Raw genomic sequence first — 25,075 nt, forward strand, 5'->3', positions numbered from 1 at the left:
ATACTTATACTAATCGTTTATTTTTCGGGTTCGCTTTCTAAAAACGTTGGGTTGCCAGCCAAAATGCAGTGCGCCCAATCTTAGAAAACGGTTACCAATAATGAACCTATAATGCACCATAAATAAGGTGCTTCTAATAAAAATAGCGTGGCATAGGTTAAGCCTCCTGCAAAACACGCGGTGGAGTAAAGTTCTTCGCGCATCACCAGCGGTACTTCTCTACAGATCACATCACGTATTAAGCCGCCAAATATACCCGTTGTCATTCCCATTGTAAGCGCAACCACCATGGTTGTGCCTTCAATGAGTGCTTTTTCAATACCGACCACATTAAAAATAGCCATACCAATGGCGTCAACCAGCAACATGTAATAGTTAGACACATCGGGTAAGTGGCGAATAAACATTACGGTGACAAAAATAGCGCCATAGGTAGCGTATAAATAATCGGGGTTGGCTATCCAAAATACAGGTTGGTTAAGAAGAATGTCTCTTAGTGTGCCACCACCTAACGCAGTGACTGAGCCAACAACGACAACACCAAATCCACCAATGTCTTTGTCATGGCCTAATAACGCACCTGAAATTGCAAAAAATGCGACGCCAATAAGGCTCAAAAAGTTAAAATATTCTGCCGTCATTGAGGTGTCCTTACCAAGTTGAGAATTTACATTAGATATTAAAGGTAAGTGATTGGGGGTTTATATTAGCTGAATAACACTCTCTATAACATAAGCACAGGTTATTAGCCCTGTGCTTGTTATACTGGGTTGTTATTGTAAGTAGTCAACGACCAGTTGTGATAATGATTCTACGCCAAGTTGTAAGGCATTTTCGTCAACATAAAACTGAGGTGAATGATTACTTGGCGCCGTTTTAGCGTTTTGATCTTTTGGAGTGACACCTAAAAAGTAAAACAGTCCAGGGGTTTCTAGCGCATAATAACTAAAGTCTTCTGCACCGGTAATCAAGTCTGTTGTAATAATGTTGTCAGCGCCAGCAATACGGGCAAGCGTAGGGGTCATTTTTTGAGTCAGTGCAATATTATTTACTGTTACAGGGTAACCGTGATCTATATGCACGTCGGCTTTTGCACCAGCGGATTCGGCAACCAGCTCAGCGGTTTTAGCTAAACGTTTTTTAATATCGGCGCGCATAGTTTGATCAAAGGTTCTAATTGTTCCAATTAGCTCGACGTTATCAGGGATTATATTTGAGCGTATGCCGCCATTAATCGCGCCAAACGAAATAACAGAAGGTGCTTTAGTTACATCAACTTGGCGTGAGGCGATTGTTTGAGTTGCCATTATAATTTGTGATGAAGCAACTATGGGATCTACGCCATTCCAAGGGCGCGAGCCATGAGTTTGACGACCCGTTACGTTAATTGTGAAAGAGTCTTCACTGGCCATTAGTGGCCCTTCTCTAAAGCCAATTTGACCAGTATTAAGTGAGCTGGTGACATGTAAGCCAAACACCGCTTCAGGTTTTTGTTTAAATAAACCTTCTTTTAGCATTAGCTCAGCGCCACCTTCTTCTCCCTCGGGGGCACCTTCTTCAGCCGGTTGAAATACAAACAGTACTTCACCCGCTAACTGATCTTTAATTTTTACCAGTGATTCTGCTACGGCCATTAAAATAGCAACATGAGTGTCGTGCCCGCAGGCATGCATAACGCCTACTTCATTACCACGATAGGTTGAGGTTTGTTTAGAGGCAAAGGGTAAATCAACTTGTTCGGTAACGGGTAAAGCATCCATATCGGCACGAAGGGCGATTAAAGGGCCTTTTTTACCACCGCTTAATTTAGCCACAACACCGGTATGCGCAACACCAGTTTGTACTTCAAGACCCAGTGATTTTAAATGGTTAGTAATGTACTTCGCGGTTTCAAATTCGCGATTACTCAGCTCTGGATATTGATGCAAATGCCGACGCCATGTAATGACTTTTTCACTCACGCTTTGTGTTGCATGTTCAAGTTGGGTGTTAATGCTACTAGCAAAACTAGGCGCTGAAATAGCAGTAAATAAAACACTGCCAAAAATTATTTTTTTTATCATTTTAATTCCTTGGTTTTCATCGTGTGTAATTAACTTACGCTATTACATCAATAAAAAGTAGTGTTGTTTAATAGTTAATCGCAGTCCAAGAAAAGTTTGTTGAAGCTGCTTAAAAAAGTATTTATTGCTATTTTGTTTAGCACAATAGTTTAGCGCTTTTGTCGTATTTTAGTGCAGATGTTTAGCTTTAACGGTGGAAATGATAACAAAATGTTGCATTTTTTGAGTTTGTTCCCAATACTGGTCAGTGCATTGCTTTTATCATGCACTGACATCAGCGTGTAATAAGCTAAGCATAATAAAAATATTGAATCAGTTAAGGATTAATATGAATAACACACACATATTTAAACGCGCGACTTTATTTGCAGCCGCAATAGGACTCTTAATGAGTTTTTCTGCGCTCAGTAAAGAGTATAAAGTAGTTTTAATTCATGGCTTGCAAGTATCTCAGCTTACTAATAAAGCAGGCAGTGATGTGGTAAATGACGGTCAAAGTTATTGGCAGTCTTATTGGGTGAATCGTGCAGATGAGCGTATTGATTGGCCTGCATATGAGCGAATAGAAGGCAAAATTACCACAGATTGGGTATGGCCCAAGCTACAACAGATCTCTCGTTCAAATCTATGCGAACCAGGCTGTGTGTTTGTAACCCACTCAACCGGTGATTTAGTTGCCCGATATATCATAGATAACCAAGAAAACTGGCTAGAAAACGCGGGTTTAAAACCGCTTAATATTATAGCGACCTTTGATTTAGCAGGTGCTGGTGGCGGCAGTGAATTAGCCGACTTAGCGGTGAGCGCGTTAAACGGCGCATCATGGAATTTTGCAGTTGATGCTGCATTAACATGGTGGCTAGGCAGTGAGGTTAATGAAGCGGTAGGTGTTTTACACGATTTAAAAGTTAATAATGCACGCAGAATTGCGCCATTACCTGATGCGCGTACACCACGATTACGTTTTGTGGCCGATGGTAATGCTTACTTAGGTTTAACGGCAGGCTTTTTACGTGGTAACGATGATTCGGTAGTCGCTACTCACTCATCATGTGGCGCAAGCTCGGTAAGCTCATTTGGTAGTTGTAGTGCCAATATTGACACCAATGGGCGTTTAACTTCACAAGGTGATCCTGTTAGTAGCTTTATGCCATACCATTATCCTTTAATGATGACTAATAGCTACAGCCATAACGAAATTCAACAAGCGCAGCGCCAAGGTAACGTAACGGTGGCGATGAATAATATTAGCGTAGCTGGTGATACATTAGGATATGAAACTGTAGATGAAACCACCGGTAGCTGGTTTTGGAAAAAACAATACCGTTATGTAAAAGGCTCAGATAATTTGAGTGCATCAGCACTTATATATAATGTGATCCCATAAATGTGATTGTGCGTGCGGCTTTATATGCTGCACGCTTTTTATATTAATTCGCTTTATTCAGTGATTTATTTTTAGGTAAGAAAACCTGAATGCAAATAGCAACAGGTTATCGCTCTAACAATGATTAACTGCTATTGCGAATTGATGTTATAGGATAAATAACAATGAAAAAATCCTACGTTATTGCTTTAGTGATTATTGTTGCCGGCTTGATGTGGTTTTTACGTCAAGGTAATGCTAGTTATTCAGCTTCGCAAACAACAGCTAAAGAGCATAATAAAACACCTGAACTTGCGGCTATGTCGGCAAAATCAGAGGTACCAGCAGTTAAATCAAGCATAAAAAAAATGCCTGAAGAGCAGCATGAGTTTAATGAAGATATAGCTAAAGCAGCATCGGCGGTAGCGCAGCAATATCAGCAAAGCTTAGCATTTCCGCCATATTCGCAACCTCTAACGGTATATGATGAAGACCGGCTTAAGCCAAATCAGTTTTTTCCGGTTAGTAGCCCAGTGGGAGAGCAGGGCGGGGAGTTAACCTTAAGTTTATCTCAATATCGCTATGTCTACCCGCAAGCGATTAAATTAACCATAAGTGCACAAAATTTAGACAAAGCACAGGTGGCACTCAGTAATACTGATACTAAACAGCCGTTAAAAACACACAGCGGTGTTGCTCGTGACAATGAGCTGGCAATTACGTTTAAAGGTGAAGAAGATTTCCCTCGCAATTTACAATTATTAGTTGAGGCAGACATTGCGGGTAAAATGGTTCCTGTGGTGGCACAAATACAATATATGCCGCCTAGTGCAACCCTAACTAGCTTTGATAACGCGTATCCACGCAATGATAATATGATAGTGCCTGCTAACTTAACAGTGATAAAAAGTGGCTTATATCGTCTAAGAGCTAACTTATACAGTGGAACTTCGCCATTAGCACATTTAGTTGCTAAAGCACGTTTAAATGAAGGCAGCCAACAAATTGATTTTAAAGCGCATTGGTCTGTTTTGCCTAAGCAAACGAATGACTTACGGTTGAGGGACTTTGTTATTGAACGTATGTCGCCAAGCCCAGGTGAGCGTAACAGCTTTGGACAAAGTGAAATAAGTGAGTTTACTATTGAGGATTTTGCTTACGATAGCTTACAACAGCTGCCTTATCAGGCGAATAAACAAGAAATGCAGAGTTTAGAGTTTTTACAAGGATTAGCTGCCGGTAAGTAGCAGCATAGAACAGAGTGTAGGGTTTGCATTACTGCAAACCCTTAAAAATTAGCTTAAGTTAATAGTAACTACATCTGCTTGGTTTGTTTCATCTTGTTCAGGATTAACCGGCGCTTTTGGTATGTCGGGTTTATCTAACGCAATGTCGCCACCATCAATAACGTCACCGGTTTGCAGATTTGCAAAATCAAACAGTTGGTTATCAGCTAAATGCGAAGGCACAACATTTTGCATGGCAGTAAAAATACTTTCTATACGCCCAGGGTGCTCTTTATTCCATTGCGCTAGCATATTTTTAGTGTGCTTACGTTGTAAGTTTTCTTGTGATCCACATAAGTTACACGGAATAATAGGGTAGCCTTGGCTAAATGCGTATTGGCTAATATCGGCTTCTTTACAATATGCTAATGGGCGAATAACCATGTGCTCGCCGTTATCACTCATTAGCTTAGCCGGCATACTTTTAAGTTTGCCACCGTAAAACATATTTAAAAACAAGGTTTCTATCATGTCATCGCGGTGATGGCCTAAAGCTATTTTTGTGGCTCCTAGCTCTTTAGCGGTGCGGTACAAAATACCACGACGCAGACGAGAGCAAAGTGAGCATGTTGTTTTACCTTCAGGAATAATATCGGTAACAATACTGTAGGTATCTTCTTCGACAATTTTATATTCAATATTTAAGTTATCAAGGTATTCAGGCAGTACATGCTCAGGGAAGCCTGGTTGTTTTTGGTCAAGGTTAACCGCAAAAAGCTCAAACTTAATAGGGGCAACCCGCTGTAAATGTTGCAGCATATCGAGCATAGTATAACTGTCTTTTCCGCCCGATAAGCACACCATAAGACGGTCGCCTTCTTCTATCATGTTAAAGTCCATGACAGCTTGACCTGTGAGGCGGCGTAAACGCTTTTGAAGCTTATTTAAGTTGTGTTGAGCTTTGGCTTGAGCAGAATGAGACACTACGCCCCCTTATAAATAGTACGGCAAAATTAATTGCTAAAAATAAAGGGGCGTATTATATGCCATATGTAATATCACAGCTACAGCAAACGTTAACTTTCTGCAAGGGGGCTTACATAGCCGTCAGGTTTCAATGCAAGTACATCACAATCAAGGCTGTCAATAACATGCTCAGCGGTGTTACCTACTAATGCTGCACTTAAGCCGGTACGTCCCACAGTGCCAATAACCACTAATTCACTATTTAAACGTTTAGCAACATCTGGTATCACATCTTCTGGCAAGCCTTCTTCTATAAAGCACTGCTCAGAGGTTAAGTTAAACTCATTAGCTAGTTCATTAGTTGACTCAATATGATGTTTTTTAACTGATTCGTTGTAAAGCCCGGGGTTAAACTCAGGAATTTCTATGGCAATATTTACCGGTGTAGCAGGGTAAGCATTGACTAAGTTAAGTTTAGCATTAGCGAGTTCACATAAAAACTGTGCATCTTTAATAATGCGCTTATTAAGTGAGAGGTGCTGTTCATTTTCACTGACTGCATTTACGGCAGCTAAAATATTACCTTGTGCTGGCCATTGCATATCTTTTACAAATAATACCGGCGTTGGACACTTTCTTACTAAGTGCCAGTCTGTAGGAGTAAAAATAACCGCTTTTAGTGCGCCGTGTTGATGCGTACCTTTGATAACTAAGTCGTATTTATCATTGATAACGGTATTAATTATTGCCTCGTATGGGCGATTATGCCAAATAACTTGCGTATCAATATTAATATTTTGATAAGGAGAGACCAGATCTTTAAGCCATAGCTCGCGATCTTTGAGGACGGCTTGACGCATTGCTTCACGTTCATCGCCTGATAACATAGTGGTCATTTCGTAAGAAAAATCGTAAACCGTCATAAAGGCGGTAATGCTCGCACCCGATTTTTTGGCTAAATCTATTGAACGCGCGAGGGCATTTTGATCGTCTTTAGTTGGGTCAATAACCGCGATAATACGTTTAATCGTTTCCATTGTGCTACTCCATTCACTTAACAGTTATATATTTAGTGTAACGCAAATACACAACAGTTAAAGGGGTAGCACTAAGATTATTGTTCTATATCAATTTATTGATCTATTAACGGGGTTTTACAATCGCAGCTGTTTTCGCAAGCGCGTCATTATCTAAAATAGTAATAAACTTACCTTCTACTTTGATTAAATCTGCCTTTTGAAAACGGCTCAATAAACGGCTAATGGTTTCAACAGTTAAACCAAGGTAGTTGCCAATTTCACCGCGAGTCATAGTAAATCTAAATTCTTTACGTGAAAAACCACGTTCACCAAAACGCTCTGATAAATTATAAATAAAACTCGCTAGGCGCTCTTCGGCAGACTTTTTATTAAGTAATAGCAGCATTTCTTGATCGTAGGTTATTTCACTACTCATTAAGCGCATAATTTGTTGGCGTAGCTTAGGCAGTTTACCAGCAAGTTCGTCAAGGGTATCAAAGGGGATTTCACATACCATTGAGGTTTCTAGTGCTTGAGAAAAGCTTTGATGCTGCATTTTGTTAATGGCATCAAATCCAACAAGGTCGCCAGCTAAGTGAAAACCGGTAATTTGTTCATCGCCTTGCTCAGACAAGGTATACGATTTAAACGAGCCTGAACGAACCGCATAAATTGCATTTAAAGGCGCGCCTGATTCAAATAAGTAGTCACCTTTGTGTAATGGTTTTTTTCGCTCAATGATCTCATCAAGTTTATCCATTTCTTGGCCATTTAAAGAAAATGGTAAACATAACTGGCTAATACTGCAGTTATTACAGCTAATAGCACAATTACCTTTAGCACGACTTTGAGAAAAATCCATAAGTTCAATCCGTTAAATTTCTATGCACGACATTTATCAATGTTAATGCACTAGCTTATCTGTTGCAATGATCAGAAGGTAGATACCGTACCAAATGATAACACTGCCTAATGTTATTCGTGTCCATGGGTGGTTAAAAAGCGTATTTAGCTTTTGTGCAGCCACACCTAAAGTGATCATGGCAGGAAATGTCCCTAGGGCAAATGCCAGCATAACCAAAGCACCATTGAGGGCGTCGCCACTGGTCATTGCCCAAGTAAGTGCAGAGTATACTAAACCGCACGGTAACCAGCCCCATAACGCGCCATAACCAAGGGCTTTTAAAGGCGAATCAATGGGCATTAAATATTTATTAAGTTTAATTAAGTGCTGCCAAATAAGGGTTTTACCCAGTTTTTCAAGCCACTGTAAGGTGGCGGCTATGCGCATAATATAAACGCCGACCAGTAACATGAAAATACCAGCTAAAAATGACAAAAATAATGAAAAGGCAGAGTTTTGCGTGGCAAACTGGCTACTAATACCCGCAACAAGGGCTCCTGCTAGCATATAACTTAAAGCTCGACCGCTGTTATAAGCAACAGAATATAACCATGTTTGACGTTTATTGCTGGCAAGTTGTAACGAACTGGCAATCCCGCCACACATAGCAATGCAATGACCACTGCCAATTAAGCCCATTAAAAAAGCACTAACAAATATAGGGTCAATCATTACTTTTATTGTGCTGCTCTTTGTCGTCTTCAAACAAAATGCTGTGGCCTTGCTTGTTTAAATCAGAGAATTGCTCGCCTTTTACAGCCCAAAAAAATACGCCAATAGCAATTAATACAAACAAAATAGCAATAGGAACTAAAATATAAATTATGCTCATAACTTTAATAGCCTTAGTGAATTACATATCACAATAATTGAGCTGGCAGACATACCAATAACCGCCATCCACGGCGCAACTAAGCCCATAGCAGCAAGCGGTAATATTGAGCCATTATATAATAAAGAAAGTGTTAGGTTTTGTTTAATTATACGTCGTGTTTGCTTGGCAACGGTTAATAAATGCGAGATGGAGGCTAAGTCACTGTTAAGCAATACAACATCGGCACTGTTTTTAGATATATCGGCACCGGTTTCCATGGCGATAGATAAATGGGCACTGGCAAATACTGGGCTGTCGTTTACGCCATCACCAACCATAGCAACAATTTCACCTTGCGATGACCAGTGATCAACGGCATTTTGTTTATCTTTTGGACTGCAACTGGCTTGCACTGAGTTAAGCTTTAACTTTTTAGCGACTTTGGCACCCGCATCAGATGCATCACCAGTTAGCATATGGCAACTAAGGTTAGCCGCTTGTAAAACATTAATTAGCTTATCGGCATCGGCTTTAACTTTATCTACAAAGTAAAAGCGTGCAACAGCCTGCTTGTTTATGTAAAGCGTGGCCTGTGCGTTGGTTTTCTTTGTATCAAACCAACCACTTTTACCAATAGCGTAATGCGTATTATCAAACTGAGCGCTGATCCCAATGCCTGGGTGGAGTTGTACATCGTCAAATTTACGCTGTCCTTTAAACTCCTTAAATGCACTGGCAATAGGGTGTTCAGAATAACTTTCAAGCTGGGCTGCAATATCAAGAACTTGCTCTTTACTGTAGTTATCATCAAGTATGTCAACCACGTCGAGGCTAAACTTACCTTGTGTAAGCGTACCTGTTTTATCAAAGGCAAATAAAGTGAGCTTTGATAGGGTTTCGAGCACATGCGCTTGCTTAATTAATATGCCTTTGCGGGTTAAGGTTGCTACAGCACAGGTTAATGCGGTTGGAATTGCTAAACTTAATGCGCACGGGCAAGTGGCCACTAACACCGAAATAGTGATCCAAAATGCAACGTCAGGGTCTACCTGATACCAACCAATCGCAGTTATGGAAGCAAATAGCAGTAATACAGCAACAAACCACTGCGCCACTTTATCGGTAATTTCAACCAGTCTTGGGCGTTTTGTCAGGGCATTATGTTGCAGGCGAATAATTTGATTAAGCAGGGTGTTTTGGCCGAGCTTATTGATTTTTATTTCAATTATACCATCATGATTAACCGTGCCTGCATATACGTTATGATCAATATACTTTCGTACTGGTTGATGTTCGCCGGTCATCATCGACTCATCAACACTGGTACTGCCTTTAACTAATATGCCATCAGCAGGAATGGTTTCGCCTGCCTTTATTAACACAATATCGTTAAGTTTGAGTTTTTTGGCGGCAATGATGTGCTCATTACCGTGTTCATCGAGCGTACGCGCAGTAAGTGGTAACAACTTTTGCAAGTTAGCAGTAAATTCACTGGCTTTTAAACGCGCTCTAAACTCTAAGTATTTACCTAATAAGAGTAAAAAGGTAAACATACAAATAGATTCAAAGTAAACTTCGCCTACTTCCATTACTGTGGCATAACAGCTAGCGCCATAAGCACCAAAAATAGCCAATGATACTGGCAAGTCCATATTCAGCTGTTTTGCTTTTAAGCCATTAATTGCATTACTTAAAAAGGGCAGGGCGCTGTATAGAATAACGGGGGTGGCGAGAATTAAACTGATCCATCTAAAGTACTGTTCAAAATTGCTGTCCATTCCAGAGAACATGCCAAAGTACATTGCAAAGGCAAACATCATCACTTGCATGGTCATCAAACCTGCAACACCGAGACGACGAATATACGCTTTGGCAGTTTGCTGTTTTTGCTGGGCTTCTAAATCTGATTGGAATGGGTACGCTTTATAACCTATTTCAGCCAGTGAGGTAATTAGCTCACTTAAAGGCGTGGCGTTTTTATCCCAGTGGATCATGGCGCGGTTTGTTGAGGTATTTACATCAACGCGTTTTACTGATTTAAGGTTTAATAATTGCTTTTCAATAAGCCAAGCACAGGCAGCGCAAGTTATACCTTCAACACTCAGTAGTACCTCAGAGCTGTCGTTATGGGTGCTAATAAACTCATCTTGAATATCTTCATTGTCATAGCTTTTAATAAAAGCGAGCTGTTCAGGAACCAGTTGTTCTACTTTACCAGCGCTAACAGTGCGGTATTTGTAGTAATCGGTCATTCCTTGGTCAATGATATTCTGTGCAACAGCCTGACAGCCAATGCAACACATTGGCTGAGATGTATTGTCTATAACTACATGTGCGCTAAACCCAGCAGGCACACTTTCAAGACAATGAAAGCAATTTTTAGACATACTAAATACTACTTATAGTTAGGAGTAACTAAAACGGTGGTTGTGGTTGGTAAAGTGACACTTTCTTTCATTTTCCAACTAGCATCAACGGGTTCAATAAACACTGAGTAAGCACCAGCCGTGTAGCTTTCTAATAATGCAGTAAACTCTTGATTAGCATTTGGAGTGAGAGTAGCTTCAAAATCGTGGGCTTTAATAGTACGGTGGAAAAATGACAATTTTAGTGCGTGGATATTACTGGTATCGCCTTTAGTAAATTTAAAGCTTACTCGCTCATCAGATACATTTAGGTCACCATGCAGATACAAGGCTTTTGCTTTATCAAACTTGATTAGTTCTAAGTTGATTGCTTTGCCTTTTTTATAGTAATCGTCCACAACCATATCTGGACCGTTACCTATAGCTGTAATAAATAAACTAATGCAGCCAATAATTGCAGCTAGAGGGAAGAAGATTAAAAACCAAGGCCAAAAATTTTTATACCACGGAGTCGGTTGCATAGTTGCTCTAAAATTGATGAATGTGCAGCTATATTATAATAAATAAAAGAAAAAGACTAAAAAAAGCCTCCGAGTGGAGGCTTTTTTGATCTGTATTAATCTATTGAAATAAAAAGATTAAAACTGAAACGTTTTGTTAACTTTATCGTTATTTTTCTTGCGATAAGCTGTAAACGTAAGCAGTTAATAGGTGAATTTTGTCTTCGCCTAAAATCTCTTTAAATGCAGGCATTACACCAGCACGACCGTGGTTAAGTGTTTCTTCAACAGCACGTTGAGAACCACCGTATAACCAAATGTTATCAGTTAGATTTGGTGCACCAAACGGTAGGTTATGCGCAACTGAGCCTTTACCATCTGCACCATGACATGCTGCACACATCGCGAACTTCGCTTTACCTGCCTCAGCGTCTTTTTGGTTAACAGTACGACCAGATAGGCTAAGTACGTAAGCGGTCATTTCTTTAACGCCTTGCTCGCCTAATGCATCACCCCAAGGCGGCATTGCTGCAACACGACCTAAAAGTAACGTTTCTCTGATTTTGTCAGGTGTACCGCCATATAACCAGTCGTTATCTGTTAGGTTAGGGAAGCCAGTACCACCACGAGCATCAGAGCCATGACATTGCGCACAGTTTTGAGCAAATAAGCGTTGACCAATTTCAACTGCTAATTGACCCTGCGTTTGTTCATGTTTAGTGCCATTTTCAAGAGCGATTTGCTGAGCTGCATCACCCGCTAATTTAGAGTCAACTAATTCTAAAACAGGGGTTTTTGCCAATTCATTAAAAATCGGACCAAAACGCTCTTCAGCAGCGCGGTATTCTGCATCTAGCTTTACAAAGCGGCCATCTTCTTTAGCATCAATGACTGCTTCTTTCGATTCAGTTAAAGAGGTAACACCTTGATTTGAGCTAGTCCACTTTGCCAAGCCTTCCCAATTACCTAAACCTGGGTAAGCTGCTAGGTAATAAACAGACCATACAAACGTTGCGAAGAACATGTAAGTCCACCATTTTGGTAGTGGATTGTTTAATTCTTCAATGCCGTCAAACTCATGTCCACAGCTTTCACCTTCTTTTACGCCTACATAGTTTTTTAAGTTCCAAACTAGTAGACCAAAGATAATGATTAAGCATGCAAGGGTTAATACAATAACCCATATACTCCAAAAGCTAGTCATTTCTCAGACCCCTTTTCCTCGTTAGAGAGTGTATTGTTGTGTTTTTTTTCATCTTCAAAGATGACATTAGCAGCGTCTTTAAAACGACTTTTACTACGCTTGCTATATGCCCATCCAACAATCACAATAAATAATACTAAAATTACCAGAGTCAAAATGCCTCTGTATGTCCCGTAGTCCATAATAATCTACTTCAAATGTGTGCCAAGTTGTTGCAAATAAGCAATAAGGGCTTGCATTTCTGTTGCACCTTTACCGTCATTCATTGCGTCAACTTTAGCAATGTCAGCGATTAATTCCTCGTCACTGCCATAACCTAAACCCGGGTGTTTTGGGTTTTCTGGGTTAATAGCAAACGTGTCACGGAAAATTTGTAGCTTTTTCAGAGTTAAGCTTGTATCGAGCGTGTTCTCTGCTAACCAAGGGAAGCCTGGCATATTCGACTCAGGAACCACAGCACGTGGATCAACTAAGTGCGCATAATGCCAGTCATCTGAGTAACGTTTACCTACACGTGCTAAGTCAGGACCAGTACGTTTAGAACCCCAAAGGAATGGGTGATCCCATACTGACTCACCCGCAACCGAGTAGTGACCGTAACGCTCAACTTCATCACGAAATGGACGAATCATTTGTGAGTGACAGTTAGCACAGCCTTCACGTACATAGATGTCACGACCTTCAAATTCAAGCGCGTTTAATGGGCGTAACCCATCAACGGGTTTAGTTGTGTCGTCTTGGAACATTAGCGGGGTAATTTCTACTAATGCACCAAAGCTGATTGCGAAAACAGTCAAGATAGCCATAAGGCCGATGTTTTTCTCGATAATTTCGTGTTTATTTTGCGAATTTTTATTGCTCATTATCTGACTCCGTTATGCTAACTGCGCTTGTTCATCAAGTTCTAGCGAATTATTTTTCGCTGAAACTGTACGATAAACGTTATAAGCCATAATCAGCATACCTGCGACGATGAAAACACCACCTAAGAAACGCATAACGTAGAAAGGATGAGAGGCTTCTAACGACTGAACAAAGCTGTACATTAATGTACCGTCAGAGTTAACTGCACGCCACATTAGACCTTGCATTACACCTGAAATCCACATTGCAACAATGTATAAAACAACACCCACTGTGTGTAACCAGAAGTGTGTATTGATTAATTTAATGCTGTACATACGACCTTGTGAGAATAACGCTGGGATAAGGTGGTAAATAGCACCGATAGAAATCATTGCAACCCAACCTAATGCGCCTGAGTGTACGTGACCTACAGTCCAATCTGTGTAGTGCGATAACGCATTTACAGATTTAATTGCCATCATTGGGCCTTCAAACGTCGACATACCATAGAAAGACAATGAAACCACTAAGAAACGTAAAACTGGGTCAGTACGTAGCTTATGCCATGCACCTGAAAGTGTCATAATACCATTGATCATGCCACCCCAAGACGGTACAAATAAGATAATAGACATAACCATACCTAAACTTTGCGTCCAATCAGGAAGTGCAGTGTAGTGAAGGTGGTGAGGACCTGCCCAAATGTAAAGCGAGATAAGAGCCCAAAAGTGAACAACCGATAAACGGTATGAGTAAACTGGACGACCCGCTTGCTTTGGCACAAAGTAATACATCATACCTAAGAAGCCAGCTGTTAATAGGAAGCCAACGGCATTATGACCGTACCACCACTGAACCATCGCATCAACAGCACCAGCATAAATAGAGTATGACTTAGTTAGCGATACAGGCACAGCCATACTATTTACAATATGTAATACCGCAACAGTAATTATAAAGCCTGCATAGAACCAGTTAGCCACGTAAATATGCGCTACTTTACGTTTAGCAATAGTACCCATAAAGACGATAGCGTATGTGACCCAAACGATGGCAATTAAGATATCGATAGGCCATTCAAGTTCTGCATACTCTTTTGAGCTTGTTAAACCCATAGGAAGTGTTATTACTGCAAGAACAATCACTAGCTGCCATCCCCAAAAGGTAAAGGCGGCTAATTTATCTGAAAGAAGGCGCGTTTGACAGGTACGTTGTACGACGTAATAAGACGTCGCAAAAAGAGCACTTGTACCAAATGCGAAAATTACTGCGTTCGTGTGTAACGGACGAAGTCGAGAGTAAGTTAACCATGGTGTGTCAAAGTTAAGTGCTGGCCAAGCTAGTTGGGCAGCAATCAGAACCCCAATACCCATGCCAACGATGCCCCAAATCACTGTCATAATAGCGAATTGGCGTACAACTTTATAATTGTACTCAGTTTGTGATGCTACTGTTTGGCTCATTTTCTGGCTTCCGCTGCAATAAATGCGTTTAGAAATGAATTACCCACTTGTAAAAGTAGGACCTACTACTATTCCAAAGTATACTATCTAAAACCCACAATATGTGGTTGTTAAAGATAATAATCTCAAGAAATACTTGTTTTTTTTTGCGGTTGAAATGATAAATTTTTTGGCCTTAAAAAGATAGGTCAATTGCGTAATAATATGACATCAATCAAACTTTATTAACTTGCTGTCTATTTTTTGAGGTGATTTGTACCTTACTTGCCCATTAAAGCCGATAATCAACCAACGTGTCCAAATGTTGGACTAATACATTAGATACTTTGAGAACCTGCATGTATATATATAGAGTATGTTTACTTTCTTTTCTACTATTCTTACTAGGTTGTGACTTTTCTGGATCAACACCAAAAGTAAGCCAATCACAAACCGAGTGTAAAAATAACGCCCCCTGTATTTTTGCAAATCAAGTTAAAGTGTGGCTGAGCGAGGAAACCCTATCACCGGAAACACCGTTTTCAATTTATGCACAGTTACCGGCTGGCGTAACAATAACAGCGGCTAAGTTAGAGGGAGTAACTATGTATATGGGCTACATTCCGGTGCAGTTTACTAAACAGGGTCATATTTGGTTAGCAAATACTATGGTTGGGATTTGCTCAGAAAAAAACATGGTGTGGAAGCTTATTCTTACTACTGTCGATACAAACACCGCCACAAGCGAAAATGTTGAATACTTTTTTAACGTTACCTATTAAAGATATTCTATTCAGGTGCGGCTTTTAACTGTGCCATTCCCATAGCATTATAGTGGCAAAGCAAAATATCACCTATCTCACACTCAATAGTTATCTGCAGTTAAAGCACGTCAATTAAAATAACCACCCTAACTGATCACAAGAAACCTATTTATCTTCAAGTTTAATAGCTTTAGTGCTGATGGGCTTACTTATTTAATTGTGCTCATACATGCAATAAAGCACCCATATCATTTATAGGTGGGTTTATCTAATGGACCCACTTTGATGGCAGTTTTTGCTTTAACTTGTAACCAGTCTGAAACTCTCAATACACATAAAATTTGCATGATTAAAACTTATAACAAAAAATTTCAGACTAAATAAACAATCTCCTTGCATAAATATGGTTAGTAATTAACACCTAGTTTTACCGTTTTAATAACGAGCTGTGATTAACATGTTAACTTTCCTATTTAAGGCACATTATCCCGATAGTTACATTTAATTACAAACTCTACCTATTTGATTTCATCTGTGTTTTTTGTGTGATTGTTTTTCGTTTAGTATTTGATTTGCATCTGTTTTTATTGGTTAACAATGAAACAACCATTAACACCTGTACCTTTTTTAATCATACAGAAATTGAGCTGCTCTTTAATTGGTCTTACGTTAAGTTTTCGTTCAGTTAAAGGCGCCTAAGTTGCTCCCGCTCACTCAAAATTCTCATAAAAGTGGGCATTACCAATTCAGGTAAATTTTCAACAAGTAGGGTTCATCCATGAAAAAATCAACTCTTGGTTTAGCTGTAATTGCAGCAATCCCAATGTTCTCAAGTGTTCAGGTTTTAGCTGCAGACGAAGCAGCAAAGTCAATTGAAAAAATTCAAGTAACGGGCTCTCGTATCAAGCGTTCAGATATGGAAAACGCAAGCCCAGTTACACTTATCGGTGCTGATGACATCCAAGCTATGGGTGCAACAAGTATTGATAGCGTTTTACAAAAAATGACCGCTACAGGCGGTGCAATGACCAACCCTGGTGTTAATAATGGTTCAGGTGGTAATGCACGTATCGATTTACGTGGCTTGGGTGCTAACCGTACATTAGTACTTGTTAATGGTCGTCGTATGATTGCATCAGGTACTGGTGCAGCATCAACGGTTGATTTAAACACCATTCCAGTTTCAATGATTAAGCAAGTAGAAGTACTTAAAGATGGTGCATCTGCTGTATACGGTACTGATGCGGTTGCAGGCGTAGTAAATATTATCTTAAAAGATAATTTTGAAGGTCTAGACATGAACGTCAACACTGCAATTACAGGCGAAGGCGACGCAACAGAAAATTCTATAGATTTCACTGTAGGCAGCTCATTCGACAAAGGTAATATTGTTATCGGCATGCAGTACACTGACCGTGGTAAAGCATCTCAAGCTGATCGTGATTACTCAAACTGTCCAATTGCTGAAGGTGCAAACGGCTTATATTGTACAGGTTCTTCATACAATGAAGGCGGTCATATTTGGAACGGTAACGGTGAAAAAGGCACAACTGTAAACGCTAAAGGCGAAGATACAACAGTTTCTCTTATCGATGATAATGGTGTAACAGGGCGTGGTGGTGATTACCATCGTTATACTAATGAAGATGCTTATAACTACTCACCAGCAAGCTACCTTTACACGCCAATGGAGCGTTTAAACTTAACAGGTATCGCTACATACGAACTATCTGATGACACAAGCGTATTTGCTGAATTTACTTATACAAAGCGTTGGTCAGAGCAGCAAATGGCACCACAGCCAGTATGGTTTGATTTTGAGTACAATACAGAGAATATGGGTGACTCACTATTAACTCAAAGCTATGATAATCGTGTTGATTTAAATGGTGACGGCTACTTAGATAAAGATGCTGATGGTAACTACATCACACAAGAAACGAATTACAAAAATGGTGATGCAATTTCTTACGGTCGTCGTATGTCAGACACTGGCGCGCGTTACTTTGAACAGTCAGTTGATACTGTTCGTGCTGTAGTAGGTGCAGAAGGTTTTGTGGGTGATTATTCTTGGGACGTATCAGCTAACTTCGGTCGTAACGACTCAGTTGATAAGTTAAGTAATCTTCACAACATGGGTGCCATTCAGGATCAAATCACTGAAGGCAAATTCAACCCATTAGATCAAGCTGCATGGGTATCTGAAGATTTCCGCAAAAATGTTTACACAGAAGTTAACAACGGTGGCAGCCAATTATTCATATTAGCAGCGTCTGTTTCAGGTGAAATGTTTGAATTACCAGCAGGTTATGCTGCATTTGCAGCGGGTGTAGAGCGTCGTCAAGAAAAAGCATGGTTTACGCCAGATTCATTAACAGCGCAAGGCCTTGCAAACGACCCTATGGTTGAGCCAACTGCAGGTGGTTTTGATGTAAACGAAGCCTATGTTGAGTTCGCTATTCCTCTACTAGCTGATGCACCTCTTGCACAAAATGTTGAGCTAAGCGCAGCAATTCGTGCATTCGATTACAGTACATTTGGTTCTGATGAGACATGGAAACTAGGTCTTACTTGGAAAGTAAATGATGAATTAATGTTACGTAGTGTTGTTTCAACAGCTTTCCGTGCACCAACGGTTTCTGAGTTATATTCAGGTAATTCACCATCGTTTGATCAAATTGATTTCCCAGGTGCACAAGAACAAGCAGAAGTAACAGTCGGTGGTAATGATGCATTAACACCAGAAGAAGCTGATACTTTAACTGCCGGTATTGTTTATGAGCCACAGTGGTTTGATGGTTTCTCAATGACACTTGATTACTATGAGATTGACATTGAAAATGCGATCACACAAGTTGATAGTCAATACATTGTTGAACAGTGTCTAAATAACCCAGCAAATTCTAGCACAGCACTTTGTAAGTCAGCGGGTGTTTCAATGGATGCAACTGGCCGTGTTAAATTTAATAACCAGTTACAAAACGTAGGTTCTGAAAAAACATCGGGTGTTGATTTAAACCTAGCATACAGCTTTGAAGCTGCAGGCCTTAACTGGAAAGCAGGCTTAGACACAACATACTTAGAAGAGTATGTAGTTGCAGTAACGGGTTCTCCAGTTGATTACGCCGGTGTAATTACTTCTGGTACTGGTGGTTATGCAGATCTTAAGTCAAACCTAACCATTAATGTGTCAGGTGACAACTGGGATGCACAATACCAAATGCGTTACATCGCGGGTATGGACAGCTACGCATGTCTAAATAAAGACACGTGTTATGCACCTACAACACCATCAGTTATCTATAGTGACCTAAGTGGTAGCTACCTAGTAAACGATACTGTTTCTCTTTCAGCAGGTGTAAACAACTTGTTCGATAAACAGCCTCCTTACTACACTGGTAACAACGACTCAAACACTGACCCGTACACTTACGATGTGTTAGGTCGTCGTTTCTTTGCAAGCGTAAACGTTAAATTCTAATTTTAACTAATTAGAATTGCTAAAAGGCCTAGTTTTTACTAGGCCTTTTTTGTTGAACAAAATTAAAGAGGCACGTAAACTTGAATATCAGACCCTAGGAGGCATCATTGTTAAAGCAAGACGAAAATTTATCGTTTGTTATTGAACCGCAATTATCACCGCGTGCAGAGCAGCGTCTCGATCTCTATTTTTCTATCCCAAACGAGATGGGTATTAATGCACAAACCCTTAGCGAAGAGTCTTACTTTAATAACCAATTTAAATCTTTTATAGCCTACAACGCTAATAATATCCACCTTCCATTGGTACGAAGCCGCTTTGTGAGTAAAAACAAAGGTGAGCAACAAGACTACCGACAAAATCTAAATTTATATTGTTATCAAGTACGCCTTGCTATTGATGCTGATATTAAAGATGCGTTAAAAATTCAAGAAAGCGATGAATTTTACCAACGTGCAATGGAGCTTTGCGAGCAAAGCCAAAGCCTACTTCGAAAACTCAGACGTTACACCCCAGATAACGAAAAGTTGATCCCGTTTTATACTAATGCTGATAACTACCTAAGCTGGCAAATTGAACAAACTTTTTTAAAGCTGCTTGATGAAGGCCCGCGTAGTAGCGATCACGCTAAAGAGCGAAATGACTTACTAAACTTTTGTAAGTCAGAGAGTGAGTATCGAGCAGAGCAGCAATATAATTCTGATTCAACACTTAAAGACGCCAATAGAATTACTAATAAGATGCGTTTACTCCAGCGTTTAATAGAGCATGGAGTGATTTTACAGCGCCAAACACGCTATCTTAATAGCTATTTAAAACGTTTGGTAAAAGGCTCTGTAACGGCCGTTATAATGGCTTTTGTAATGGTGGTTATTTTAAATGCGCGTTCTACCTTTACTGAAATAACCGCTTCATTGATTTTAATTTTAGGGGTTATTTACGGGCTGAGAGAAATATTTAAAGAAGATATTACCCGTATTATTTGGCGTGCTATTGTGCGGGGGCGGCCAAAATGGCGCTTTATTTTTAAAAACAGTATTACAAAAGATAAAGTAGCCAGTCAGTTTATTTGGTTAGAATACACGCGGTTTAAAAAAATTCCTAAAGAAGTGAGGAAAATTTTCTCTAAGCGTCGTCAGCAAAATAAACAGGCGGCGCAATGGCTGCATTTTGCTAGTGAAACGCGGGTCAGTGCTAAAGAATTTTTGCCAGGCTACGATAGCTTACAGCAAACACTGCAATTTAATCTTGCGCCATTTGCACGTTATTTAAAAAAGGGGGAGGGGAAACTCTACCATTTAGAAAATAATAAAATTTCTAAACAGGGAGTCGAAAGACGCTACCAATTAAATATGGTATTAGTTCTAACCGAATCTGATAATGCACTGTATCAACGCTACAAAATCACTTTAAATCGCAGTAAAATTGTCAATATAGAGCTGATTTACACCAGTGACGCTAAAAAAGAGGAATAACATACGTTATTCCTTTATTTCTTAACCTTAACTAGCTTACTTATCTGTTAGCCCTTTTTTGCTGTATAGCGTTACTTTGTCTGATACTAAGGTAATTTCGATGTTTTTAGCGTCATCACCCCAAGTACAGCTAGTATGCAGTGTTTTTTCTACACAATTATCAGCACTACCTAAAATGGCTTCAACTTCAGTTTTGTCCATTCCGATTTTAATTTTTTCGTAATTTTCCAAGCTTACTTTCGAACAAGCCGCAAGACTCAGTGCTGCAGCAATTATTAGTAGTTTTTTCATTGTTATTTTCCTTAGAGTAAATACCGTTAATGATTAAATTTTCGAATTTGTACAATCATCCCCAGTCGAGGGTGATCAAAGTAATGAATATCTTCGCTAAACACCCGTCTAAACTGTGAAAAACGGGCTGACTCTAGCTCTCCGTTGTCACGTTTTTCACTAATATCAAAGTGTGCATTAATGAATAAGTAATGGCGCAAGTGTATTTTAAATAGCCCATCTAATTCCCATTTCATTTCGGGAGATTGAGTTTCGATAAATAGTGGCTCAGGCGTATTTATCAAGCTAATAAAATCAGAATTGGCGTAACTAATCGCGGTGTTTATATTGTTCTTTAATTGGCTGCCTGCAAACAAGTGTATGCTAGGCGAACGTGATTTGCTCGCACCTTCAAATCGCCAACCGGTATGTAATAAAGGAGTAAGCCCTTTGCGGTTTAAAGCTTGACGTTGCGATTCGAACTGCAATTGCTCAGGGGCTAACAGGTAAGTTTGCTCCATCGTCTCTAGTGCTGGTGCCTGAGGGGTTACTGGTAGCACATCGTAACTTTTTACATAATCAATGCTGTCGTTACACGCTGCTGACTGTGGGTTTGAATTAACTAAGGTGTCAGCAAAGGTACGTGTTTGAAAACGCGGATCGCCGTTTATACACGCGTCCATTGCTTGGTTTTTATAAACTGGGCTTAGTAAATCTAAGGTGTTTTTATCTTCTAAGGCATCGTGCTTTAAGCTAAAGTCTTCTTGTAGATATGGGGCAGGGCGTTGTTTAAATATCAATACCTCTACTTCAAACCAGCGCTCTGCAAATGCAGTACTGCTGAACAAGCAGCATAAAATAACCAGCGATTTTTTCAGCAACATTAATGGCTAACCTTTTTTTCGAAATCTGCAATCATAGCAGTGATCATTTTTAAGCGTTCACGGGCATTTGCCTCGCTAATGACAAAGCGTAATTTATTTGCGCCATCCATCTTGTAGATATGCGGCGCACTTTGTATCAAACCAATAATGAAGCTAGGATTAACCTTAGTATTTTGACTAAACTCAAAGTAACCCCCTTTCGGGTTAGCTTCAATTTTTGTTATGCCTAAATTACTCGTCTGCATTTTTAGTTGTTGTAAGCTAAACAAGTTTTTAGCTGCATCGGGTAATAAACCAAAGCGGTCTATCAATTCAACTTGCAGCTCATCAATATCAGCAAGACTAGCACAACTTGCTACACGCTTGTACATACCTAAACGCGCGTTAACATCGTGAATATAATCATCTGGCAACAGAGCCGGTAGCTTTAAGTCTACTTCTGTTTGTTTTTGTAATAGATTTTCAAGAGTTGGCTCTTGACCATTTTTAAGTGCGTTAACGGCCTGTTCAAGCATTTCCATATACAAATTAAAGCCAATGGTCTGCATTTGCCCTGATTGATCATCCCCTAATAGCTCACCCGCACCACGAATTTCTAAATCATGAGTTGCTAAGGCAAAGCCAGCGCCTAAATCTTCTAATGAGGCAATCGCGTCTAAACGTTTTTTCGCATCTTTAGAGAGTGCCTTAGGGTTACCGGTAAGTAAATAAGCATAGGCTTGGTGATGGCTTCTACCTACACGTCCGCGTAATTGGTGTAGTTGAGCAAGACCAAGTTTATCGGCTCTATCCATAATTATGGTGTTTGCTGTGGGCACATCAATACCGGTTTCAATGATTGTGGTACACACAAGGACATTGTATTTTTGATGATAAAAGTCGGTCATTATCTGCTCAAGCTCTTGCTCTCGCATTTGCCCATGTGCAGAGGTTACTGTTGCCTCAGGCACCCATTCGCTAATTTCTTGAGCGACACGTTCAATGGTTTCTACGTTGTTATGTAAAAAGTATACTTGGCCGCCGCGTTTAATTTCACGCAGTACCGCTTCGCGAATAAGTTCTTCGTCGCGTTGGCGTACAAAGGTCTTAACCGCTAAACGTTTAGCCGGTGGAGTGGCAATAATTGATAGATCACGCATGCCACTCATCGCCATGTTTAATGTACGCGGAATAGGGGTTGCGGTAAGAGTGAGTATGTCTACATCAGCTCTCAGGGCTTTAATTTTTTCTTTTTGACGAACCCCAAATCGGTGTTCTTCATCAACAATTAACAGGCCTAAATCTTTAAAGTTGATATCTTGTTGAATCAATTTATGAGTGCCAATAACCACATCTAGCTTGCCATCACTCATTCTTTCCAGGGTTTCTTTTTGCTCTTTGGTCGAATTAAAACGCGACAGCACGCCCACTTCAATTGGAAAATCAGCAAAGCGGTCTTTAAAATTATCGTAGTGTTGCTGAGCAAGTAGGGTGGTAGGGACTAAAATAGCCACCTGCTTATTATCGTTAACTGCTACAAAGGCTGCACGCATAGCTACTTCGGTCTTACCAAAACCTACATCACCACATACTAAGCGATCCATGGCTTGTTTTGACTGCATGTCACCAAGTACCGCTTCAATGGCGTTACGTTGATCATCCGTTTCTTCAAACGGGAAGCTATCGCTAAATTGGCGATAGGCTTGGCCATCAAGCGTAAACTTATTACCAGGCTTAGCTTGGCGTTGTGCATATATGTCGAGTAACTCTGCGGCTACATCACGTACTTTTTCGGCGGCGCGCTTTTTCGCTTTATCCCAGGCATCAGAGCCGAGTTTATGCAGTGGCGCACTGGCCTCTTCACCGCCTGAGTAACGACTAAGCATATGAAGTGCCGATACCGGCACATAAAGCTTTGCTTCACCTGCATAAGTAATTGTTACAAATTCAGTCACCACACCGGCGGCATCAATCGTTTGCAGCCCTTGATAACGGCCCACACCATGGTCAAGGTGCACAACCGGTTGACCTTCTTTAAGCTCTGCTAAGTTACGAATTAGCGCGTCTTGGCTTGCTTCATACTTGTGCTTACGACGTCTGCGTTGTGATACTTTGATCCCAAGCAATTCTTGCTCGGTAATAATGCTCAAGCTTGGTTTAGTACTAAGCACTACACTTTGCTCAAGCGGACTGACAATTAAACCAACGTCATTACTGCTGTTGGTAAACTGCTCAAAACTATCAAATTCTTTAAATTTTAAGCCGCTAGGTTTTAATATACTCAGTAATGATTCGCGTCGACCGTCTGACTCAACACTGATGACAACTCGGCCTTTTTTCTTTTTTGTTCTGCCACATAATTTATAAATGCATCGTAGGGTTGATGTTGTTTATGATCGATGCGTACATTGGGCAATTCATTAACTGCGAGGTTTTTATTACCTGCTTTGGTGCCTAGCTTTGCTTGCGATAGGCGAATGCGTCCATAATTGCCTAAATTGGAAAACAGCTCATTAATTGGCTGATATAATTCATCGGGCGGTAATAGTGGACGCAGAGGATCTACACGGCGGTTCTCATAACGCACATTAACATCGTGCCAAAAGTTATCCGCTGCATGCTCTAAATCCCCTAACTGCATGACGGTTGTTGAGTCAGGCAAGTAGTCAAAAATAGTCGCCAAGCCTTCAAAAAACAGCGGCATGTAATACTCTATACCTCCAGGCCAATTACCTTTACTAACTTGCATATAGACAGAGTCTTGTTCTGCGCTTGCGCCAAACTTTTCACGATAGTTTATTCTAAAGCGTTCAATATCTGATTCGTTAGTAGGGAACTCATGAGCAGGCAGTAGCTCAATTTTTTCAACTTTTTCGTCTGAGCGTTGTGTTTCCACATCAAATAAACGGATGGTATCTAGCTCATCATCAAAAAAGTCGAGCCTAAATGGATGCTTACTCCCCATGGGGTATAAATCAACAATAGAGCCGCGTATGGCATATTCGCCATGTTCCATGACTTGTTGCACATGTAAGTAACCCGCTTGCTCTAAATTTTCTCGCAGGGCATGGGTGTCTAATCTATCGCCTACTTTAAAGTTCAGCGTTGAGCCGTATATAAATGATGCTGGGGCAGTACGCAGCATCAAGGTTGATACCGGCACAATGAGCACGCTTTGTTGCTCTTTTTTCAGTGTATTGAGTGTTGCTAAGCGCGCTGAAATAATATCTTGGTGGGGTGAAAAGTGATCATAAGGCAATGTTTCCCAATCCGGAAATATCATCACTGGGTTATCAGGCAGCAAGTACTCTAATTCTGTTTCAAGGCGCAGAGCACTTGGTGTATCAGGGGTAACAATTAACACCAAGTTATCTTGCTGTTTTACACCTTGTGCAATAGCAATGCTTAAGCCACTGCCTAAAAGTTCGCCCCATTGAATTTTATCTTTTTGAGATTTTACCCAAGGCAAGGCTGCCCATTGCTCAAACGCCATTAATTACTCCATT

The 25,075-nt window shown here is 40.3% G+C and carries 19 protein-coding genes and 2 pseudogenes; 5 read left to right on the plus strand and 16 right to left on the minus strand.

Annotation, left to right across the window (positions count from 1 at the left end; all coding sequences use genetic code 11):
• Nucleotides 1–9: 9 nt before the first annotated feature.
• Nucleotides 10–641, minus strand: a pseudogene (locus P20439_RS15330) (trimeric intracellular cation channel family protein).
• 132 nt (nt 642–773) lie between these two features.
• Nucleotides 774–2,063 carry an amidohydrolase gene (locus P20439_RS15335; RefSeq protein ID WP_008468154.1) on the minus strand — a complete coding sequence of 430 codons (1,290 nt, stop codon included), beginning with the start codon at nt 2,061–2,063 and terminating at the stop codon, nt 774–776.
• 328 nt (nt 2,064–2,391) lie between these two features.
• Between P20439_RS15335 and P20439_RS15340 the strand changes: the two genes are divergently transcribed.
• Nucleotides 2,392–3,450: a hypothetical protein gene (locus tag P20439_RS15340; RefSeq protein WP_008468155.1), complete on the plus strand. Its 1,059-nt coding sequence runs from the start codon at nt 2,392–2,394 to the stop codon at nt 3,448–3,450.
• Between the two features lie 164 nt (nt 3,451–3,614).
• A complete protein-coding gene (locus P20439_RS15345) occupies nt 3,615–4,676 on the plus strand; it encodes a hypothetical protein (protein ID WP_008468156.1) in 1,062 nt (353 codons plus the stop codon).
• A 48-nt stretch (nt 4,677–4,724) separates the two neighbouring features.
• Here P20439_RS15345 and ttcA read toward each other — a convergent pair whose 3' ends face one another.
• The 11 genes from ttcA to ccoN form a co-directional block, all read right to left on the minus strand.
• Nucleotides 4,725–5,639 (minus strand): tRNA 2-thiocytidine(32) synthetase TtcA, encoded by a 915-nt coding sequence (gene ttcA / locus P20439_RS15350; RefSeq protein WP_008468157.1) that lies wholly within the window; start codon nt 5,637–5,639, stop codon nt 4,725–4,727.
• A 92-nt stretch (nt 5,640–5,731) separates the two neighbouring features.
• Nucleotides 5,732–6,658: a universal stress protein UspE gene (gene uspE, locus P20439_RS15355; RefSeq protein ID WP_008468158.1), complete on the minus strand. Its 927-nt coding sequence runs from the start codon at nt 6,656–6,658 to the stop codon at nt 5,732–5,734.
• Between the two features lie 106 nt (nt 6,659–6,764).
• Nucleotides 6,765–7,502 carry an FNR family transcription factor gene (locus tag P20439_RS15360; protein WP_008109801.1) on the minus strand — a complete coding sequence of 246 codons (738 nt, stop codon included), beginning with the start codon at nt 7,500–7,502 and terminating at the stop codon, nt 6,765–6,767.
• A 42-nt stretch (nt 7,503–7,544) separates the two neighbouring features.
• Complete coding sequence (locus P20439_RS15365; protein ID WP_008468159.1) at nt 7,545–8,216, minus strand: sulfite exporter TauE/SafE family protein; 672 nt, start codon at nt 8,214–8,216, stop codon at nt 7,545–7,547.
• Complete coding sequence (gene ccoS / locus P20439_RS15370) at nt 8,209–8,376, minus strand: cbb3-type cytochrome oxidase assembly protein CcoS (protein ID WP_008109812.1); 168 nt, start codon at nt 8,374–8,376, stop codon at nt 8,209–8,211. Before ccoS ends, P20439_RS15365 begins: the two co-directional genes overlap by 8 nt.
• Nucleotides 8,373–10,745, minus strand: coding sequence for a heavy metal translocating P-type ATPase (locus P20439_RS15375; protein ID WP_008468160.1), 2,373 nt, complete (start codon nt 10,743–10,745; stop codon nt 8,373–8,375). Before P20439_RS15375 ends, ccoS begins: the two co-directional genes overlap by 4 nt.
• A gap of 8 nt (nt 10,746–10,753) precedes the next feature.
• Nucleotides 10,754–11,245, minus strand: coding sequence for a FixH family protein (locus P20439_RS15380; RefSeq protein ID WP_008109815.1), 492 nt, complete (start codon nt 11,243–11,245; stop codon nt 10,754–10,756).
• 148 nt (nt 11,246–11,393) lie between these two features.
• Nucleotides 11,394–12,428 carry a cytochrome-c oxidase, cbb3-type subunit III gene (gene ccoP, locus P20439_RS15385; RefSeq protein WP_008109816.1) on the minus strand — a complete coding sequence of 345 codons (1,035 nt, stop codon included), beginning with the start codon at nt 12,426–12,428 and terminating at the stop codon, nt 11,394–11,396.
• Nucleotides 12,425–12,610 carry a cbb3-type cytochrome c oxidase subunit 3 gene (locus P20439_RS15390; RefSeq protein ID WP_010389598.1) on the minus strand — a complete coding sequence of 62 codons (186 nt, stop codon included), beginning with the start codon at nt 12,608–12,610 and terminating at the stop codon, nt 12,425–12,427. The genes ccoP and P20439_RS15390 overlap by 4 nt, the downstream gene beginning before the upstream one ends.
• Before the next feature lie 6 nt (nt 12,611–12,616).
• Nucleotides 12,617–13,291 (minus strand): cytochrome-c oxidase, cbb3-type subunit II, encoded by a 675-nt coding sequence (ccoO, locus tag P20439_RS15395; protein ID WP_008109817.1) that lies wholly within the window; start codon nt 13,289–13,291, stop codon nt 12,617–12,619.
• Between the two features lie 12 nt (nt 13,292–13,303).
• The gene (gene ccoN, locus P20439_RS15400) at nt 13,304–14,737 is read right to left on the minus strand and encodes a cytochrome-c oxidase, cbb3-type subunit I (RefSeq protein WP_008468161.1); all 1,434 of its coding nucleotides are present in this window, start codon (nt 14,735–14,737) and stop codon (nt 13,304–13,306) included.
• 338 nt (nt 14,738–15,075) lie between these two features.
• On the opposite strand from ccoN, the gene P20439_RS15405 reads away from it, so the two are divergent.
• The 3 genes from P20439_RS15405 to P20439_RS15415 all read left to right on the plus strand — a co-directional run bounded on the left by P20439_RS15405 (nt 15,076) and on the right by P20439_RS15415 (nt 20,436).
• Nucleotides 15,076–15,498 carry a hypothetical protein gene (locus P20439_RS15405; protein ID WP_008468163.1) on the plus strand — a complete coding sequence of 141 codons (423 nt, stop codon included), beginning with the start codon at nt 15,076–15,078 and terminating at the stop codon, nt 15,496–15,498.
• Nucleotides 15,499–16,258: 760 nt separating this feature from the next.
• On the plus strand, nt 16,259–18,961 hold the full coding sequence (locus P20439_RS15410; RefSeq protein ID WP_008109820.1) for a TonB-dependent receptor: 2,703 nt from the start codon (nt 16,259–16,261) through the stop codon (nt 18,959–18,961).
• A gap of 107 nt (nt 18,962–19,068) precedes the next feature.
• Entirely contained in the window at nt 19,069–20,436 is a 1,368-nt protein-coding gene (locus tag P20439_RS15415) for a hypothetical protein (RefSeq protein WP_008468171.1), read from the plus strand.
• 36 nt (nt 20,437–20,472) lie between these two features.
• Here the strand turns inward: P20439_RS15415 and P20439_RS15420 are convergent, their stop codons facing one another.
• The 3 genes and pseudogenes from P20439_RS15420 to mfd all read right to left on the minus strand — a co-directional run bounded on the left by P20439_RS15420 (nt 20,473) and on the right by mfd (nt 25,062).
• Nucleotides 20,473–20,727: a hypothetical protein gene (locus tag P20439_RS15420; RefSeq protein ID WP_008468173.1), complete on the minus strand. Its 255-nt coding sequence runs from the start codon at nt 20,725–20,727 to the stop codon at nt 20,473–20,475.
• Nucleotides 20,728–20,753: 26 nt separating this feature from the next.
• Nucleotides 20,754–21,590 carry a peptidoglycan binding protein CsiV gene (locus tag P20439_RS15425; protein WP_008468175.1) on the minus strand — a complete coding sequence of 279 codons (837 nt, stop codon included), beginning with the start codon at nt 21,588–21,590 and terminating at the stop codon, nt 20,754–20,756.
• Nucleotides 21,590–25,062, minus strand: a pseudogene (gene mfd / locus P20439_RS15430) (transcription-repair coupling factor). Before mfd ends, P20439_RS15425 begins: the two are co-directional and overlap by 1 nt.
• Nucleotides 25,063–25,075 lie beyond the last annotated feature (13 nt).

Source organism: Pseudoalteromonas sp. BSi20439, from assembly GCF_000241165.1.
GTDB lineage: Bacteria > Pseudomonadota > Gammaproteobacteria > Enterobacterales > Alteromonadaceae > Pseudoalteromonas.